Origin of the sequence: Lysinibacillus sp. NPDC094403, from assembly GCF_050278745.1 — a bacterium.
GTDB lineage: Bacteria > Bacillota > Bacilli > Bacillales_A > Planococcaceae > Lysinibacillus.
The window spans coordinates 1-18,636 of the sequence record NZ_JBNNTL010000021.1 but is presented as its reverse complement, the minus strand read 5'-3'; the positions used below and the strand labels follow the sequence as shown (position 1 = coordinate 18,636).

The 18,636-nt window shown below is 36.7% G+C and carries 17 protein-coding genes and 1 riboswitch; of the genes, 6 read left to right on the top strand and 11 right to left on the bottom strand.

The window, feature by feature from the left end; translation table 11 throughout:
- Positions 1–6 precede the first annotated feature (6 nt).
- The 3 genes from ACQKMV_RS20850 (at position 7) to ACQKMV_RS20840 (ending at position 1,094) form a co-directional block, all read left to right on the top strand.
- A complete protein-coding gene (locus tag ACQKMV_RS20850) occupies positions 7–360 on the top strand; it encodes a DMT family transporter (RefSeq protein WP_427500037.1) in 354 nt (117 codons plus the stop codon).
- Positions 360–674 carry a multidrug efflux SMR transporter gene (locus ACQKMV_RS20845; protein WP_368638126.1) on the top strand — a complete coding sequence of 105 codons (315 nt, stop codon included), beginning with the start codon at positions 360–362 and terminating at the stop codon, positions 672–674. Before ACQKMV_RS20850 ends, ACQKMV_RS20845 begins: the two co-directional genes overlap by 1 nt.
- Before the next feature lie 111 nt (positions 675–785).
- On the top strand, positions 786–1,094 hold the full coding sequence (locus ACQKMV_RS20840; protein WP_427506236.1) for a monooxygenase: 309 nt from the start codon (positions 786–788) through the stop codon (positions 1,092–1,094).
- Positions 1,095–1,284: 190 nt separating this feature from the next.
- Here the strand turns inward: ACQKMV_RS20840 and ACQKMV_RS20835 are convergent, their stop codons facing one another.
- The gene (locus ACQKMV_RS20835) at positions 1,285–2,079 is read right to left on the bottom strand and encodes a heme ABC transporter ATP-binding protein (RefSeq protein ID WP_427506235.1); all 795 of its coding nucleotides are present in this window, start codon (positions 2,077–2,079) and stop codon (positions 1,285–1,287) included.
- 5 nt (positions 2,080–2,084) lie between these two features.
- Entirely contained in the window at positions 2,085–3,131 is a 1,047-nt protein-coding gene (locus ACQKMV_RS20830; RefSeq protein WP_427506233.1) for a FecCD family ABC transporter permease, read from the bottom strand.
- A gap of 152 nt (positions 3,132–3,283) precedes the next feature.
- Positions 3,284–3,476, bottom strand: a riboswitch (cobalamin riboswitch).
- Positions 3,477–3,649: 173 nt separating this feature from the next.
- Between ACQKMV_RS20830 and ACQKMV_RS20825 the strand changes: the two genes are divergently transcribed.
- Entirely contained in the window at positions 3,650–4,246 is a 597-nt protein-coding gene (locus ACQKMV_RS20825; RefSeq protein ID WP_427506231.1) for a biotin transporter BioY, read from the top strand.
- Positions 4,247–4,406: 160 nt separating this feature from the next.
- Here the strand turns inward: ACQKMV_RS20825 and ACQKMV_RS20820 are convergent, their stop codons facing one another.
- The 9 genes from ACQKMV_RS20820 to ACQKMV_RS20780 all read right to left on the bottom strand — a co-directional run bounded on the left by ACQKMV_RS20820 (position 4,407) and on the right by ACQKMV_RS20780 (position 12,735).
- On the bottom strand, positions 4,407–4,949 hold the full coding sequence (locus ACQKMV_RS20820) for an NADPH-dependent FMN reductase (RefSeq protein WP_427506229.1): 543 nt from the start codon (positions 4,947–4,949) through the stop codon (positions 4,407–4,409).
- 63 nt (positions 4,950–5,012) lie between these two features.
- Complete coding sequence (locus tag ACQKMV_RS20815; RefSeq protein WP_427506227.1) at positions 5,013–5,630, bottom strand: nitroreductase family protein; 618 nt, start codon at positions 5,628–5,630, stop codon at positions 5,013–5,015.
- Positions 5,631–5,723: 93 nt separating this feature from the next.
- Positions 5,724–6,707, bottom strand: a complete 984-nt coding sequence (locus tag ACQKMV_RS20810) for a ring-cleaving dioxygenase (protein WP_427506226.1) — start codon at positions 6,705–6,707, stop codon at positions 5,724–5,726.
- A gap of 50 nt (positions 6,708–6,757) precedes the next feature.
- Positions 6,758–7,192 carry a MarR family winged helix-turn-helix transcriptional regulator gene (locus ACQKMV_RS20805; protein ID WP_100544986.1) on the bottom strand — a complete coding sequence of 145 codons (435 nt, stop codon included), beginning with the start codon at positions 7,190–7,192 and terminating at the stop codon, positions 6,758–6,760.
- A 158-nt stretch (positions 7,193–7,350) separates the two neighbouring features.
- Positions 7,351–9,582: a YcdB/YcdC domain-containing protein gene (locus tag ACQKMV_RS20800; protein WP_427506225.1), complete on the bottom strand. Its 2,232-nt coding sequence runs from the start codon at positions 9,580–9,582 to the stop codon at positions 7,351–7,353.
- Positions 9,583–9,715: 133 nt separating this feature from the next.
- Positions 9,716–10,888: a glycosyl hydrolase family 18 protein gene (locus ACQKMV_RS20795; protein WP_427506289.1), complete on the bottom strand. Its 1,173-nt coding sequence runs from the start codon at positions 10,886–10,888 to the stop codon at positions 9,716–9,718.
- A gap of 235 nt (positions 10,889–11,123) precedes the next feature.
- Complete coding sequence (locus ACQKMV_RS20790) at positions 11,124–11,681, bottom strand: hypothetical protein (protein WP_427506223.1); 558 nt, start codon at positions 11,679–11,681, stop codon at positions 11,124–11,126.
- The gene (locus tag ACQKMV_RS20785) at positions 11,681–12,226 is read right to left on the bottom strand and encodes a hypothetical protein (RefSeq protein WP_427506221.1); all 546 of its coding nucleotides are present in this window, start codon (positions 12,224–12,226) and stop codon (positions 11,681–11,683) included. Before ACQKMV_RS20785 ends, ACQKMV_RS20790 begins: the two co-directional genes overlap by 1 nt.
- Positions 12,226–12,735, bottom strand: a complete 510-nt coding sequence (locus ACQKMV_RS20780) for an RNA polymerase sigma factor (protein WP_427506219.1) — start codon at positions 12,733–12,735, stop codon at positions 12,226–12,228. The genes ACQKMV_RS20785 and ACQKMV_RS20780 overlap by 1 nt, the downstream gene beginning before the upstream one ends.
- Positions 12,736–12,890: 155 nt before the next feature.
- On the opposite strand from ACQKMV_RS20780, the gene ACQKMV_RS20775 reads away from it, so the two are divergent.
- Both ACQKMV_RS20775 and ACQKMV_RS20770 read left to right on the top strand, forming a co-directional pair.
- Positions 12,891–13,310, top strand: a complete 420-nt coding sequence (locus ACQKMV_RS20775; RefSeq protein ID WP_427506218.1) for a hypothetical protein — start codon at positions 12,891–12,893, stop codon at positions 13,308–13,310.
- 12 nt (positions 13,311–13,322) lie between these two features.
- Entirely contained in the window at positions 13,323–18,413 is a 5,091-nt protein-coding gene (locus tag ACQKMV_RS20770) for a DUF4132 domain-containing protein (RefSeq protein ID WP_427506216.1), read from the top strand.
- The last annotated feature ends 223 nt before the right edge of the window (positions 18,414–18,636 follow it).

The following is an 18,636-nucleotide window of genomic DNA, read 5'->3' as shown; positions in this document are numbered from 1 at the left end:
CTAATTATGCAAAAAGATTGGATATATGTTGGATTAACTAGTTTGTTTGAATTGTTTTGGATATTTGGTTTTAATGTTGCCGATTCTTGGTGGCATTGGGTTATTATCGTGTCCTTAATTGCGTTGGATTTTCATTTCTTATCGAAGGCTTGTGAAAACCTACCTACAGGCACTGTTTATGCGACTTTCGCTGGGGTCGGTACAATCGGTACTACATTAATGGACATTTTTATTTTTGACGGTGAATTTAATGCTATTAAAGGAATTTTCATTTTTATTTTAGTACTGGGTGTTATTGGTCTTAATTTAGCTGATAACCCTTCAAAAGATCATGCTGAAAAGAAAGGAGCTAATGCATAATGGGTTGGTTACTTGTTTTATTAGCTGCAATTTCAGAAATTATCGGTGTTGTAGGTTTACGCTTTTATAGTCAGGAAAAAACTATACGTAATTTATTAATATATGCGGGCGGCTTTGGAATGTCCTTTGTGCTTTTGTATACATCCTTTAACTATTTACAGTTAAGCATTGCCTATGTAGTTTGGGTTGGAATTGGTACAGTTGGTGCTGTTCTCGTAAATATTATATTCTTCGGGGAGTCTAAAAATATGAATAGGATTATTAGTATCATTGCTATTATCATTGGTGTGGCAGGATTGAAAGCAGTATCTTAAATTATTTGGCTCCTGTTCTTTGTGTTGTGGACCAATATTGGAAATTTACTTTTCGTTGAAACTATATTTTATAATTACTTATATAAATGAAGAGAAAAGGAGTTTTGCTGAATGGTTTATTTGTTACAAGTTAATTTTACAATGGACAGTCCTTTTGGTGATGAAATGTCTGAAGGATTTAAAGATTTAGCCCATAGCATTAATGACGAAGAAGGAATCATGTGGAAAATTTGGACTGAGGATGCGGTAGCTAAAGAAGCTGGTGGTGTTTATTTATTCGAGACGAAGGAAAGTGCTAAAAAATATTTAGCCATGCACTCTGCTCGATTAACAAGCTTTGGGATAACAAATATTCGGGGTAAAATTTTTGAAGTTAATGAAGCCTTATCTTCTATTAACAATGGTCCTATCCATAAATAACAGGCGTATCTGTTATTACAGATACACCTTATAGTGTTGAAATACAAAATGGGCAAGAAAATCTTTGTGAATGTTGTGGCGCTTTAAATAAGGGTGGTTTCTGTTCCAAACTATTCGCTTTCGCACAAAAAGCATCGCGCTTAGTCGGAACGGAAATCACCCCTCGTTTTGCCGAAGAGCCATATTTTATTTATGTAGTTTTTAAAGCTTTCTTCGTAAATTGCTCTGAGACATACGTTAAATAAGGCTTCCCTGTAAGTGGATGTGTTTGAATATCAGCGTATACACCAAAAACATCTTGTAATAATGCTGGTGTAAGTACTTCTTCTGGTGTTCCAAAACAAACAATTCGACCTTGCTGTAAAACATAAATTTGATCACAATACATGGCTGCAATGTTTAAATCATGTATTGCTGCAACAACTGTTAAATGTAGGGTTTGAATTAGATCCATTAGCTGCAATTGATGCTGAATATCTAGATGATTCGTTGGCTCATCTAAAATAAGCACCTGTGCTTGCTGAGCGAGGGCACGAGCAACCATCACACGCTTTTTTTCTCCACCCGAAAGAGTGCTAAAGCTACGTTTCTCTAAATGAGCGATACCTGTTTGGTTCAGTGCATCTTTTACAATTTGAAAATCTCGTTCCTGATCAAGCTCGAATAGTTTTTTATGAGGTGTTCTTCCCATACTCACTAAATCATGTACGGTAAAATCGAATACGACCGGCGTTTCTTGACTCACTACTGCTAAATTTTTCGCAATACTTTTACTCGATTGCTTTAAAATATCCTGTTCATTTAATAAAACTGTTCCACTTTCTGGTTTTAATAAACGATACATATTCTTTAATAGCGTTGACTTCCCACTACCATTTGGACCGATTAACCCAACAAATTGTTTTTCCTTTATTTGTACACTTACTTCATGTAATATGCGTTCATCAGAAATGGAGAAAGATACTTGTTTCGTCTCTAATGACATATGCTTTAATCTCCTTCACCGAATGAATAATTGTTACTACGTAGCAACCAAATGAAAAATGGACCTCCGCAAAAAGCCGTGATAATTCCAATTGGCATTTCCTCCGGAGCAATTAAAATTCGAGCAAGTGCATCTGCCCAAACTAGGAAAATCCCTCCGAATAATGCACTAATCGGTATAACATATTTATGGTTTGAACCTACAATTAACCTTACAATATGTGGAATGATTAAGCCGACAAATCCGATTGAACCACTTACAGCAACAAGCACACCTGTTAATAATGAAACTAATAAAATAAGCTGTATACGAAATTGTTGTAAGTTAACCCCTAGTGTGACCGCTGCTTCTTCCCCAAGAAGTAATAAATTTAGATTTCGATAGTGGAGCCATAACAAGGCAAATACTACAATAAAAATAATTGTAGGAATTAAAAGATTACTCCACTTCGCACCAGCAAGGCTTCCTAGCATCCAAAACATGACTGCCTTCATTCCGCCCTCTTGTTTCGACGTCATTAATATAAAATTTGAAATAGCAGATAAAATAAACGACACCGCCATCCCTGAAAGTAAAAGTCGAAAGACAGAAACTCTACCGCCAACACGTGCTAAGAAGAAAACTAACGTCATTGCTGTCAGAGAACCTATAAATGCAGATACGGAAAGAGCATAAACGCCAAGAAATGAAAAAGCACCTAAAATGATGACAGCTGTGGCCCCAACCGTTGCACCAGAAGAAATCCCTAAAATATATGGTTCGGCAATTGAATTACGGACAAGAGCCTGAATAGCTGCTCCTGCAATTGCCAACCCCGATCCAACAATAGCAGCGAGCAATACACGCGGAACTCGTATTTGCCAAATAATAATTTCCTGTGAACGACTCCAATCTTGCTCGATTGAGTTTTGTACAATTGGTATTTTGGAAAGGATAACCTTCCATACGTGAATTGGCGTAACAGAAACCGATCCAACCATTATGGCAATTGTCATTGAAATGATTAGTACTAAAAGAAGAGCCATGGATAGTAGCATAATTTTTTTATTCATCTGTTTATTAACTCCTAATCATTAATAATAGACTTAATGAAGATAAAAAAAGGGTATTCTATGCAAAATACGCATAGAAATACCCTTGATTAAACAAAGTCAGAAAGATATCCTTCTACTATTGTCCGTAATCGCTTTCATCCTCGTGGGCATTACAGGAATCACTAATTGGCAGGTCTCCTGGCTTCGAATCAATGTACCTATGATTGCCTTCCCATTCTAGAACAGTGGCTATTACATCATAGAACTCCTCGTTACAGTTGCGGGACAGCGTCGGATTTGCACCGACTTCCCTTTTAAGTGACACATTTTACAAGATGTCACACCATTAGCATTTAATATTTTAAAATTATGACGATTCTATCATATATTTTAATAGTTAGCTATAACTATTAGTTATTTAATCATCTTAAGCAGGATAAAAACTTTTGTGTTAACCGATTTAAATAATCAAGTTGACACAAAAGCTTTATTTTTTTACACTATTATTATCAACATTACTTTTTAGGGGTGAAATAATGACAACAGTTGCGCAACATACTCATCACAAATTAAGAACAGTAGATCTTGCATACATTGGACTATTTTCAACATTGATGATGATAGGAGCTAATATCACGTCTATTGTACCTTTCATGATGGTCGGTGGAGTACCTATCACATTGCAAACATTTTTTGCTATTTTAGCAGGGCTTATTCTTGGTAGTAGAAAAGGGGCACTCGCTTGTACTGTTTATATGTGTATCGGTTTAGCAGGTGCACCTGTATTTGCTCGTTTCGGTGGAGGCTTTGGACAAATTTTAAGTCCTACATTTGGTTTCATTGTCTCTTTTATATTAGCTGCATATGTCGCGGGGCTTATTGTAGAACGCAGTGGAACGAAGAAAAGCTATGTAGTTGCTGCATTAGTTGCAACAGCTATTAATTATTTACTAGGGACAAACTGGATGTACTTTGCCTATAAGCTATGGGCTAGTGCTCCTGATGCTTTCACTTATAAGATAGCATGGCTTTGGATGATGCCTCCTTTACCAAAAGATATTATTTTAGCTATATTTGCAGGTATTTTTGCATACCGCCTTCAAAAGGTGTTAAAAATAATTCCGATTAAATAAAAGCTTATCACCATTACGAGGGGTTGATTTCCGTTCCGGCTGGGCGTTTTTCTGATTGTCCTATTTGTCGCTTGGCTCTTCTATCCGTCGCTCTATCTTAAACCCAATAAACCAAAATGCCCCATAAGTATTGTTATACTTATGGGACATTTTTTTATTTTTAAACGTATTTTTTCATCCAGTTTAAGAAGTTATCAATTACTACATCTAGGAATTTGATAGTGCCTTCATCTGTTAGATTGCCTTCTGTATCAAATTTAGTGTGTACTGCTCCAATATAAACATCATTACCACTTAGTAATGGTGAATTTACTCCAGGTGAGAATAAAATATCTCGTAAATGTAATTGTGCTTTAACAGTACCTAAGTTACCCATTGATGCTCCCATCATAAATGATGGCTTGCCAATCATTACTTTATCAACTCGAGATAACCAATCGATGGCGTTAACCATAACACCTGGTACTGTACCGTTATATTCAGGCGTCAACCAAAGAACCGCATCTGCCTCTTTTACTTTTGCTTTAAAATCAAGTACAGGTTGTGGTGCTTCATTTTCGATATCTTGGTTATACATTGGTAAATCTTTCAAGCTTAATACTTCAAGATCAAATTTCTCTGTATAATGTTTTTGAATAAATTTTGCTAATTGCATATTATAAGATTCTTTACGGATACTACCTACGATTGCTACTACTTTCATAATTGCTTCCTCCTAAACATACATTAACTTTATTATTTATAAACAATTCTATTTTATACCACCCTAATAATAGGTAGCAAATTCCTCAACTGGTTTACGATAACCACGCAAGCGACGACTACTTTCTTTTTCTTTACCTATTGTTATTATTAGTGCAATTTCATGTGTTTCCGGAACATTAAAAAGTGCTCTCATTTGTGGTTGATCAAAGCCGATCATTGGGCATGTATCCCATCCACGATTTTTCGCTGCCAGCATAAATAACATAGCTGAAAGTGAAGCGTTACGAATGGCTTCCTCCTTCATAAATTCCTCGCCACGTTCTTCATAAAATTTCTTATTATCATCAACAAGATTTTCTAACTCACAAGCAGTAATAATGCCTAAGTCTACCATCCCTTGATTAAGGTTAGCAGTATTTTTATATGCTTCTTTATCCCCTAGGACAAGTATAACCGCTGAGGCCGAGTGCACTTTATATTGCCCGTATGCTGCTTCTCTTACTTTTTCTTTTTTTTCTTTATCTAATACAACGATGTAATTGGCATGTTGTAAATTAAAGGCGGACGGAGCAAGCTTAACATCCTCCAAAATGGGACGTATATCTTCTTCACTCATCTTGATATCCTTTATAAAATTATTCGCAGAACGACGCTTATCTATTAGCTTTGAAAACTCCATCTAACTGACCTCCAATTATCATATAGCTGTTACGAGTATCTCATTTCCATTTAGCAGAGGCTTGTATTTCTCTACTGAATGGAGTGAAAGATATTACTCATATTCTTTATCGAACATAGTCGTACTTCTTACAGTGTCAATAGGTCGAACAAGCTCTTCAATTTGTGCACGCTTTGTCTCTAAAAATGGTGGCAATGATAATTTTTCACCTAAAGTTTCAAAAGGCTCATCCCCCATAAATCCTGGGCCATCAGTAGCTAGCTCAAATAAAATCTGTGGTGCTACTCGTGCATAAAGCGATTCAAAGAAGTGACGATTTACATAACCAGAAGTATGGAAGCCAAAGCCTTCAAATCGTTCAGTCCATTCATCTAACACAGCTCGATCCTCTACGCGGAATGCAGCATGATGTACTGTACCGAAGCCTTGACGAGCTACTGGTAAAACTGTGTTAAATTCTACAACGATTTGTGCACCGTTTCCGCCTTCACCAACCTCAAATAGATGGAAATCCTCTTCCTCAGCAATTTCTGTAAAGAGCATCACTTTTTCTAGCATCTCTTTGAAATATTTAAAATTAGCAACTCTTACAAAAACCGGACCTAAGCCTGTAATTGCATATTCAAGAGGAATCGGTCCATCTTGCCATGGAGTGCCTGATGCAACACCTGTATTGTTTTCATCAGAAATAAGTTGGTATTGCTGATCGTCAAAATCGACGAAAGATAAAGTTTTCTTGCCAAACTGCTCTTTAATACTTGTATGTTTAACATTTAATCGGTCGAAACGTTTTACCCAATAGTCTAATGACGCATCTGTTGGCACGCGGAATGAAGTTTTTGAAATTTCATTTGTTCCATGGACACCTTTTGGAATGTTTGGGAAATCAAAAAATGTCATATCAGTGCCAGCGCTACCTTTATCATCTGCAAAGAATAAATGGTATGTTTGAATATCATCCTGATTAACGGTTTTTTTCACTAATCGCATCCCTAACACATAAGTAAAAAATTTATAATTTTCTTCCGCACTACTTGTGATAGCAGTTACGTGGTGAATTCCTTTTAGATGGTTCATTTTGTATTCCTCCATTTTATCTCGATTTCGAGATATTTGTGTAAAATTTTTTATTTTTTAACTGCGTTCAAACCAACCTTTTTCAGAGACAGAATCATTGTGTCCATCTCCTGTTGATCTAATACTTCAAAAATCTCGTTAATTTTTTGTTCATGCTTTGGAAATATTTCTTCCATCAACGTTTGTCCTTCATATGTTAATAAAACATACGTGACACGACGGTCCTTCGGGCAAGCACGTCGATACACAAAACCTTTTTGTTCGAGCTTATCAATAACATACGTAATGCTACTACTTGCGATTAATATTTTCTTTCCAATCACTTGGATTGGTTGCTCACCATGGTGATATAAAAACTCAAGTACCGAAAATTCGGTTTGATTTAAATCGTATTGAAGTAAATCTCTCTTTGTTGCATCTTGAATCGTTTGATATGCTCGGAACAATACAGTAAAGGCTTTTAAATTACGATTGTCTTCCTTCATACGACTCCCTCTTTTCATTTACCTCGAAATCAATTATCTTTAATTCGAGATAATAATAACATATAAACTACTAAACAGCAATCCTTTTGCTTTACTGTTATCACAAAAAGGGCATCCCCCTAAAATTAGAAGATGCCCTCTCATTTATAAATTATTAATTAATAGTAACGGCGATCGTTGTTTTGTTCATAGGCAGCCTTTGCTAAACGAACTGTAGATACAGCCAAATCTGCATATGTCACTTTCTCAGTAGCATTGAATTTATTTTGCTGTCCATCAATTAGTCCCATTGCACTCGCTAAAGCAACATAACCTGCGTACGCTGGGTCAATAGAACTTGCATCAGTAAAGTTTAATTTGTAAATGTCACTATGCTTAGCAGCATTCTCTAAATTCAGTACGCGCACTAACCATTCTGCAAGCTCTTGACGAGTCAATGTTGTATCTACTGCAAATTGATCTGCCGGTTGTAAAATACCCATTCTTACAGCTTGTTCAACGACTCTGTATAATGGATGCTTTTTGTCAATATTACTAAAGGATTGCGTATCGTTGTCTCTTCCATACGGACCGAAATCATATCCATATGATAATGATTTAACTAAGATTTTCAAAGCTTCTCCCTTTGTTACAGCTGTATCAGCATTAAAGTTTGCAGGGTCTTTAACTTCTAACACATTTTGGCGTAGTAAATAAGTTAATTCTCCTCCAGCTGTTGGATGTGAAATGGCTGGTTTAACTTTAGAGTCATCAATCTTTTGAAGCCATTCACCAGTTGTTGCATCAATACCATTGTACAAGCTTCCATTATAAACTGGAGCGTATACTAAATCATAGTGGTGATTATCCTCGCCATCCTGTTTTGCATACTGTAGCTCCAATTTTAACCCCTCACTGAACATTGCTTTTGCTTTATCAGCAGGAATAGCAGCTTTGTTTACAGACGGCCAATTATCAATCTTACGATTATTAACATGTAAAGCACTTAATTTCCCATCTGCACTAATACCAACAGAAATTTCATCCCCTACTACAGCAATTCCATTGACAATGCGTGGGAAGGAGAAGAAATACTGTTTACTGTATTTGTCATATGCTGTATCTTCTAGTGGTTTTGAATAGTTATGAATATATGACGGAGCCCACTCTTTTAAGTAGTCGATCGCTTTTGCTAATGCAGCATCTTTTGAAATTGGTTCTACTTTATCATCTGTCTCCGCGAAATCTCTACGTATATCCCAGTATTCCGTAATCTCACCTGTTGCCTTGTTCACTTCAAATGATGACCCTGAGCCGTGATTACCAAAATCATACATATAATTCACAACATAAATTGTCTCACCATTTTCATTTTCTCTTTCTTCAACCACATCAACTTGTAGCTTTACTTTATCTGAATCAACTTTTAAGAAAGACTTAGCTAACTCTTCAACTTCTGCTAATGTAATACCATTCTTTCTAGGTGCAAGTGGTTGCGATGCAAGTTTCTCTACACCTTTTGCTTTTGGTACTTGAGAAGTGAAACCATTCATTGTTTGCCACTGCCCATTTATTGCATGTACACCATTAAAGCTTGTTGGTGGCATATACACAAGCTTAGCAATAGCTTCGCCTGTTTGGTAGTTATAGTCGACCATATAACGTAGATCTGCTGACAAACTTTCGCGAACCTGTGCAAGCATATCTGACTCATTCTTTTTCTGTTCTAAGTTATCAAATGTTGCCTTACTAGTTGACGCAGTATCACGATACATATTTGTAACTTCACCATTCGCTAGAACTGTAATATTGAGAGACTCATTACTAAGTGGTACACCATTATGTGTTGGTGAATAAGTGAATGAATACGTAATTGGTTCAGATAAAGGTCTATTAAAACTTAAACCAAAATCGCCAAAAATACCGTCTTCACGAAGCTTGTAATTCGCAGTATTCGGCAATTTCTTTAGAAAGTCTTGGGCAATTTTCTTTGCCTCACCCTCTGAATACTTCACTGGGTACAATGCATCCGCTATATTAGCAGGTTGATAGTAGAAATTTTCTAATTCTAAATCTTCGCCTTTAAAAGTAAAACCACCATAAGCGTCTTTGCCATTGATTGTCTTATGGAAGTTTAATTCATAGCGTATCGTTTTATCATCATTAAAATAATGCGATTCCCCCATTGAGAAATCTTTCTCTGTCACAAAATTGAACTTGTCTGAGAATAGTGTATTCAATTGCTTAATAAGCATACTTTTTGTTACTTTTGTTTCCGTTGAAGAAACTTGAATTGCAACTCTCTCTTGCGGTTCTTTTACATTTGCTGAAGCTTGTGCCATGGGAGAAAGTACACTAACAGAAAATGCAGTAGATGTTAGTATAATTCCTAACTTTTTAAATTTTACCAAAATATCCCTCCTAGATTATCATTTACCATAATTATAATATAGACTACCATAAATGGAAATGATATTTTCGTATTATTTATATTTTTAAGAAAATAGAATGAAAATAGAGCTTCTTTGTTGCTCCTGAAAATTCTCACTTCTTTACTACATCAAAATTTGACCCGATTAATAACCAATTTTGAGGGAATGGTAAACCTAACTTCCAATACCCTACTCCTCGAAGTTTGTACTGTTTGATTAAATTGAACTTCGCCTGAATTGACCTTGCATCCTCAAACCACACTATATGTGCTTTCCCTTGTTCATCATAGTAATCAAAGAAGGGTGCTTGGGACCTCAAATCATACTGAATGGCTGCATTATATTTCTTTGCAATCTCGATAGCTGCTTGTGGACTAACTGCTTTTGCATATGGTCCCCCTTGTACAAAGGGCAGCGTCCAGTCATAGCCATATAAATTTTGTCCTAGTAATATTTTGTTCGGAGGTATCTCACTTACTGCATATTTTACAACTTCCTCTACCTCTGGAAGTGGCGACACTGCCATAGGTGGCCCTGCAGAATACCCCCATTCATACGTCATTAACATAACAAAATCCACTATTTCTCCATGTGCTTTATAATCATGTGCCTCAGTCCATGGACCTTTCTCACTTGCACTTGTTTTTGGAGCTAGCGCTGTCGATACTGTATACCCCTGTGGATGGAATCGATTCACGGCTCTTCTTAAAAAATTGTTATACGCCTCACGTTGATCGCCCGGCAAATGTTCAAAATCGAAATGAATATCTCTAACTTTTCCTAACCTCTTTGCCTCTTCAAGAATATTATCAAAGAGCAAATCCTGTACTGCTGTACTTTGAAAAATATCTCTCGCTAAATCACCGCTAAAACTAAAATTCTCTAAATTAGAGACAACCATTGCTAGAGAAGCACCTGTATCATTTGCAATTTGCGTCACACCTTGACTCGGAGGTCTCTTAAGTGTCCCATCTCGCCTTGCCTCATAGCTAAATAAAGCAAGATAAGTTAAATATGGACCCGCTTCTCTTGCTTGACTCAATAATGCCTCACTAACGAATGTCCCTTTCGGCTCTAAATATGCCAATGTTTCAGCTCTTGTTTTTGGCTGAGGTGGAATATAAAGTCGCATACCAACAGATAAAGGCCGATTCGGACTAATATTGTTCACCTGAGCAAGAGTTAAATAATTGATGCCAAAGCGTTGACCGATTGAATATAAACTATCTCCTGGCTGCACATAATAAAAACTTCCGACAATCGGTATCACAAGAGCTTGCCCTATAACTAATCGATTTGGTTCAGGAATTTGATTGGCATCTACAATACTTTGAACTGTAGTCCCATACGCCTGCGAAATACCCCATATGGATTCCCCTGCCCGTACAACATGTATTTGAATGGTAGTGCCTCCTTCTAGCTTGATAAAATCACACCTATAAAGCTTATGAATTTAGAAAGAAAAAGATGTCATTGCTTAGTAAGAACAGATTCCCTGAAACAAAAAAAGATCCATCGCTTTATTCCAGCGAATGGACCTTGTTTTCCTTAATTTCTTTATAGTATTTATGAAATGCTCGAAAATAAAATATAAAAAAGAAATAAGCAAACAACTGTAGTACAGAACCTATAAAATTAACATTTTCCCGCATACTCGCATCGAAGTTTATTGAAAATGCCTGTATCACAAAGCCGCAAAGCATAAATGCCATGAATTTCTGATATGTTTTAAATGTTTTAGCTTCAAGAGGTTTATTATTATGAATGTGTAATAATAATTGAAAAACCCAATACATAAAGACGATGAATAAAAATTGCATAAACTGAATCCCAATTTCCCCAAGTATCTTATAGCCTAGCCATTGATCTAGCTCCACAAAAAATGACATTATCATTAAAATAATAGCGAAGTTTTTCGCCCAACGTTTTAAATTATGAAAGGACGGCAACAGGTGAATACCGTATGCAAAAGATAAATAGCCAATAAAATCTGGTAAGATATCTGGTAATCCTAAAGAGCTAATATCTATAAAAACAAAACACATGCCATTAAATAAATAATCATAAGGATTTTTCATTATTTTATACCTCCTTCCATTGTTTTCATCAAATACTTATCCTGTTCCTGTTGAATTTCATCTATATTGTCTCGCTTACTCATATAATCGTAGGATTCACTATAGCTTGGTTGCACAATAGGTTCATCAATATTTTGATGCTCTGCATATACTAAGTTCCCTACCCATGCCACGAACGACAAAGAAAATGTCATATAGACAAGTCTTCCCTTCGTAAGCCCCTTGTAATAAACGAACAAAATAAATGACGAGAGCGCTAGCATAAGGAAAATGCACACTATAATGGTAAGGTCTTTTTCCAAATTAGCGGTTAATTGTGCTGCATTTTTCAATTCGAACGATTGTCCTGTTCCAATCATAAATACAAATAGAAGAACAGCCAGTGTCACAGGAACGGTTAGTATTGTTGCGATAGAAAATCTTTTTGTCTTCTTTATATAAGGTTTTTGGAGCCTTTGACGTAATTGATTCGAGAAATCTTCATCTGGATCTTTATCAGTGCGTTTTTTTAGTGCTTTAAATAATTCGTAATCATGTTCTTCCATCAGTCATCCCTCCCTACCTTTTTTCGAAGTCTTGCCATTGCTCGGTGAAAATCAACACGTACCTTAACTTCTGAGATACCTAAAATTACAGCTGTTTCTTGTATCGTGTAGTCTTTTAGCATTCTGCAAATAATGATTGTCCGATCATGTGATTTTAATGTCATTAATGCTTCTTGTACTGTTTGCCATTGCTCATTTTTCTCTACAACTTCCAAAGGCTTTTGCACTTCTTTCAATACAGGCTGCCGGCTAAGTTTTTCTGTTAATAAACGCTTTATTTTCTGCCTTCTATGTATATCTACTGCTGTATTCCTTGCAATTGATAAGAGCCAAGTTTTTACTTTATCGTTATCCTTTAAATTATCTAACTGCTTCATCGCCTTAAAAAACGTTTCTTGCGTAATATCCTCTGCCTCTTGTTTGCTATTTGTATAATAAAGCGCAAAATGATACACATCACGATGATAAAAATCGTACAAATGTTCTATTTTTGGTATGTCCTGATGCAAAACTTCACCCCACTTTCTACACTCACAAATAAGTCGTCGCAACCAATTATTTGTTACACTTTTCCCATTTTTTTATACATAACTAGCGTAAAACGCCTCATTCTTTTCCCTATTTATTCTCTTGTATAATGAAATTACTGTAAGGAGGTGTTAGGTTGCGTTTATTTTATCAACAAAAAATGATCGGAAAAAAATCGCGTAAACTTCAAAAGATTCCATTCACTATTGAAGAGCCTGTCCATACTTTAAAAGATTTACTTAAGCAACTCGTTACACAAGAGGTTCATCATTATAACGGAAAGGCAGTGGATACTCCGCTTCATATGTATATAACTGATCAGCAGTTAGAGGATGCAGCACTGCATGGCAAAGTACATTTCAATGAGAAAAAAAATGCTTCTATGCAGTCTGTAGATCAAGCAATATCCACAGTTCTTCAAGCCTTTGAAGACGAATTTTTTTTAGTATTACAGAACGAGGAACAGTTAAATTCACTTAATGAACCTTTAGCAATACGAGAAGATGATGTTTTTACATTTATTAAACTGACAATGCTAGCAGGAAGCATTTGGTAAGGAGCGATTCCCATGACACTATCAAACGATCAAAGAAACCATTTTCAAAATAAAATAGATACTGCACCGATAGCCATTCAACCAATAGCTACAGCATTACTTCAATATATGGATAACAGGGATTATGACATTGAACAGCAAATTACTAATTTGAAGATCGCAACACTTGAGGAGCTATTTACTGGCACTCTTTTCGAAGTACTAACTCTATTTTCTTCGCAAGAACGTGCACTAACTATTAAGAAATTGGCATTACGTTACGATACAACAATGTTTCAGACTGACATTATGCGTAGATCATTTCGTTCTGCACAGCCCGTACAGGATCACCTTTCTCAATGCTTACAATTAATTGAAGAAATGCTGACATTTGAAGAAATGAATCTACAGGAATTACTGATGAATCACAATCAATATGAGCATGGTTCATACCCTAACTATAGCTCCTTTGTGATTAAAAATGAGAATACGAAGGTAATGCCTTTTAATGTTTTTGAACAAATGCTTGCTGAAGAACTGTCATTAGAAAACTCTGTTATTGAAGAAGCTGTTGAAAATATACTATTTGATGAACATCAGGGCAGCTTTTTTGGTTATCCATTAATAAGAGGTATTTTCAAATCAACAAATGCTCGTCTGCATGAGGCACTCGGTAAACTATTAGTAGCTGCTGCACGACAAGAGGGGTTACGCCAAGCCATAGTAGAAAATATTGATCATGGCACATTAGAGGCCCAGCTTACCATTATGAAGCTTATACAGGAACATCAGCTAACTCGCTTCTCCTCAGTTATTCGCGCAGTCGATACATGGATGGGGCTTGGCTATAATAGCTTTGAAAATCAAAAAGTAACAGAGGAAGTACTGTCGATAGCGATTCAAGCAATTGGGGACAACCATTTCGTCCTTGAACTATTAGAAAGTGAACGAACAATCGATATTTACGTGGCACTATGGACAATTTCAACGAAGGATTATACAAAGCTCGACACTATTTTGCCAGAGTTGTTGAAACGCGAAAAGCATATCCAGTTGACAACGCTCGCGTTTTTGAAAAACTTAGGGAAGGTTTCTTTCACTGCACAGTTTGTCAAGGATCTCATTTTAACAACGAAGGATATTGAGCTATTTACATTTGCTTGGGGAAATTTCGTAAATGCAAATAACTATATTAATAGTGAATATGCTTGGGATAACGATTGGGTTAAGGATTTACAAAAGTTCATGCAGGAAAATACCCAGCTGCAAGGCATTGAATACCTTCTTTTTGAACAGCTTGAATGGGCAAAGAGCGAGCTTACGAAAGATGGTATTACAATTACAGGAAAGCCTTTATCATTTGTCTATGCACACTTGTCATTAGAAGATTTAATTTCAACACAAATTATTTTGGCCCATTATTTACAAGATGAAGAGCTATTTCAACGTATTATTGCGAATGCAGATTCTTATTCTCCTACAAGTAGAATCGGCCTTCTTAATATTTATTGTCTTGACAATACGACGCAAGGAAAACGTGATTTTCTCTTTAGCGCTTTACGAGATCGAAGCTCCATTAATCGTTCCCTTGCATTGAAAAAGATACAATCACTAACACCTACAGACGATGAAATTTTAAAAATCGAGGACCTTTTAGCGAATAAATCAGGTTCACTTCGAAAGGAGGCTATTTCACTCTTAAAGCTACAGTCGCAGGAGAAAATATTGCAAAGTGCTAAGCGACTTATTCAGGACAAGAAGCAATTGAAGCGACTTGGAGGGCTTGAGTTGTTGTTGGAGGCCTCTAAAGAATATCAACTAACTAGCGAGCAAATAACAGCATTATGTGACCTGCTTCCCAAAATAACGAATACTGAGCAAGTGCTGTTAGATCAATTGTTAACTAGTGATGTACCAAAATATAACGAGGACAATGGCTTTGCTTTATATATACCACACTCTCCGATCCAATATGACAGCATCTCAAATATAGATATAAAGATGAATGATGTGGAAGCATGGCAGCAGCTAGTTCCATTATATTTACAAGAAACAATGCCGCTAGAAAGATTCTTTGATTATGATATAGAGGAGCTTTTGTTAAAGCTTGAACAGCTTATTCAACTATTAGATGCTAATGCCCAATATGAGTATGAGACATATCAATGGAGTGATACGCCAATCACAACAACATTAGGACAAACTTTTAATGTTGTTGCGTCAAAAACAGAAAATAATCGCAACGCTAGCCTTGATGTATATCCGATACCAGACGAAATTCTCCAATGGATCAAGACATCAAAATTCAGTGCAGAGGATTTAGCTTATTTTAACTTTTACAACACACTCTCTGAATATCCTGCGGCACATGAGCTGAGCGAAGCAGCGCAAGCCTTAATCGTGCCATTCTTTAATTATGCAGAAATAAAAAATCTCGTTGCTAAGTTCCATGCAATAAAATATCAGCGGACAATGAAACAAATTTTCACTGTACTCTCACAAAAATTAGATACTATTTCTGGAGAGCAAGAACTCCATAAAAAGGCTATCGCATTACTTGAAGAACATTCACCCAAGTTTAACGCTTTTGAACAAGCAATCGGTATTATGCTTCAGCTTTTAACGCAAATTCCTTCTGAACAGTGGAAGCTCGAAGTACGAGATGAGGGCTATTATTATTATCATTCTACTTCAACATTAGTAGATTTAGATGTTATTGATGCCTTTGTCGATCGTTGTGTCTCAGACTATACGACTTACGGTGAATATGTCAAAATGCTAGCTATCAATGAAGAGTTAACAAAGAGGATGCAAAAAGAGCAATATAGCCCGAGTATATACAACCTAAACCTTTTCCAATATTTAGATGCATTTAATGCAGGTTTATTCACTCAGGATCATTTATTTGAAGCCATCTTCACGAATACGCTAGCGTCTGACATATTGGTCGCTCCAAACAAATTAACAGAACGTTATCAAGAGTCATTTGAAGACTTATCGAAATTCTTTGCTGTTCGTGAGCAGGCCATCGATCGAATTTTAGAAATAGAGCTGATGCGCGGGGATATTCCTACAGCAGTAACGAAGCTCACTAGTAGCATTTCCTATGTCGAGGGTATCGATTATTTCTTAAAAATTTTACAAGCACTTGACAGTGAAAAGCTTGCTCGCGGCTATATTTGGCAGGCTGAAACGAAGAAGGATGTTTTTTCCCGTCTCCTCGCAAGCTGCTATCCTAAAAAGGATGAAACTGCGCAGCAATTAAAATATGCATGGGAGAAAACAGATATTTCAAAAGAACGCTTAATTGAAGCAATGATGTATAACCAGCATTGGATAGACCTTGTTAGTGAAGTGATTAGCTGGGAAGGATTAAAAGAATCTGCATGGTACTTTATTGCCCATACAACCGACTATTTATCGGACTTTGCTAAAGACCAGATTGCCCTTTTCTCAAGCATTACCGCTGATGATTTCCGTGATGGTGCCTTTGATTTAGCTTGGTTCCAGAGTGCCTATCAAACACTAGGTGCTAAACAATTCAAGCTCGTCTATGATGCAGCAAAATACGCATCGGAGGGAGCTAATCACCGTCGAGCACAACTTTATTCAGATACAGCAATAGGTAAACTTAGCCCAAAACCGTTAATGGAAGAAATTCGTGATAAACGTAATAAAGATAAATTACGCGCACTCGGCCTTATTCCTTTGAAAAAATCGGATAAAAAAGATGCATTAACACGCTATCAATTCATCCAGCAATTTATAAAGGATAGCAAACAATTTGGAGCACAGCGTCGTGCAAGTGAAGCACGTGCAGCCAGCATTGCGCTTGAAAATTTAGCACGAAATGCAGGAGATGGCGAAACAACACGCTTCACATGGCGGATGGAGCTAGCAGCCTTTAAAGATATAAAGCATTTATTCGATGCACAACAAATCGAACATATTACTGCACATCTACAAATTGAAGAAGATGCAAATGTTTCGATTATCGTTGAAAAAGATGGGAAGCGACTAAAAAATATTCCTACTGCTCTAAAAAAACAGGAGCAAGTTTTAACATTACAAGAGGCAAGAAAAGAATTGCAGGAGCAATATAAACGAGCACGCCCAGCACTTGAACAGGCGATGGAGCTTGAAACTAGATTCTCCGCCGAAGAGCTAATCAATTTATTAGAGCATCCGATTTTAGCTCCGCTTCTTCAAAAACTAGTCTTTAAAAATGATGAACATTTCGGATGGCTAACTGAGGATGGCCTAAAGCTACTTTCAGATGAAATAGTCTCGCTTGCTCCGACAGCAACATTAACTATTGCCCATCCGTATCATCTACTTGAAGGTGGACAATGGCGACAATGGCAAGCTTATATGTTTGAACATAAAATCAAACAACCATTTAAGCAAATATTCCGCGAGCTGTATGTGATAAATGCAGATGAAAAAGGTCAAAAAAGATCATTGCGCTATGCGGGACATCAAGTAAATCCATCTCAAACAGTTGCCCTCCTAAAAACGCGCGGTTGGCAAATTAGTTATGATGAAGGACCACGAAAAGTGTATTACAAGGAAAACATCGTTGCCTCCTTGTATGCGCAGGCAGATTGGTTTACACCAGCAGATATCGAAGCACCAGCAATTGAGGGCGTTTATTTCTATAATCGTTTAACAGGTAAAGACATCGTATTAAATGACATTCCTGCAACGATATTCTCTGAAGTGATGCGGGATATTGACCTTGTTGTAAGTGTTGCACATGTTGGTGGTGTCGATCCTGAAGCAAGCCATTCTACAGTTGATATGCGTAGTGTCATTGTGGAAGAATTAGCGAAGTTATTAAAACTAACAAATGTTGAAGTTAAAAAACAACATGCACTTATTGAAGGCAAACTTGCTAGCTATTCATTGCACTTAGGTAGTGGTATTGTCCATCAAGTAGGCGGCTCAATGATTCCAATAATCGCCGTGCCATCTCAGCACCGCGGACGTATTTTCTTACCAATGGTAGATGACGATCCGCGTACAGCCGAGATTATGTCAAAGTTATTATTGTTAAGTGAGGATACAAAAATTAAAGATCCAGCTATTTTAGGACATATTCGTAGCTACGAGCAAATGCGCTAAAAAAGAAGACGAACGTTAGCTCTTCTGCAAAACGAGGGGTTGATTTCCGTTCCGACTGGGCGCTTTCCTGGGGGCGTCCGATGAGCCGCTTCACTCGCGAGGCTCGCTCCAGGGTCTCATCTGTGACGCTATGAACTGCACCCGAATTATTGGACTTTAAAATTCTAATAAAAGAGGTGCAGTTTGTGATTTCCGATGAACAAAAATTAACAGCTATTGTCGC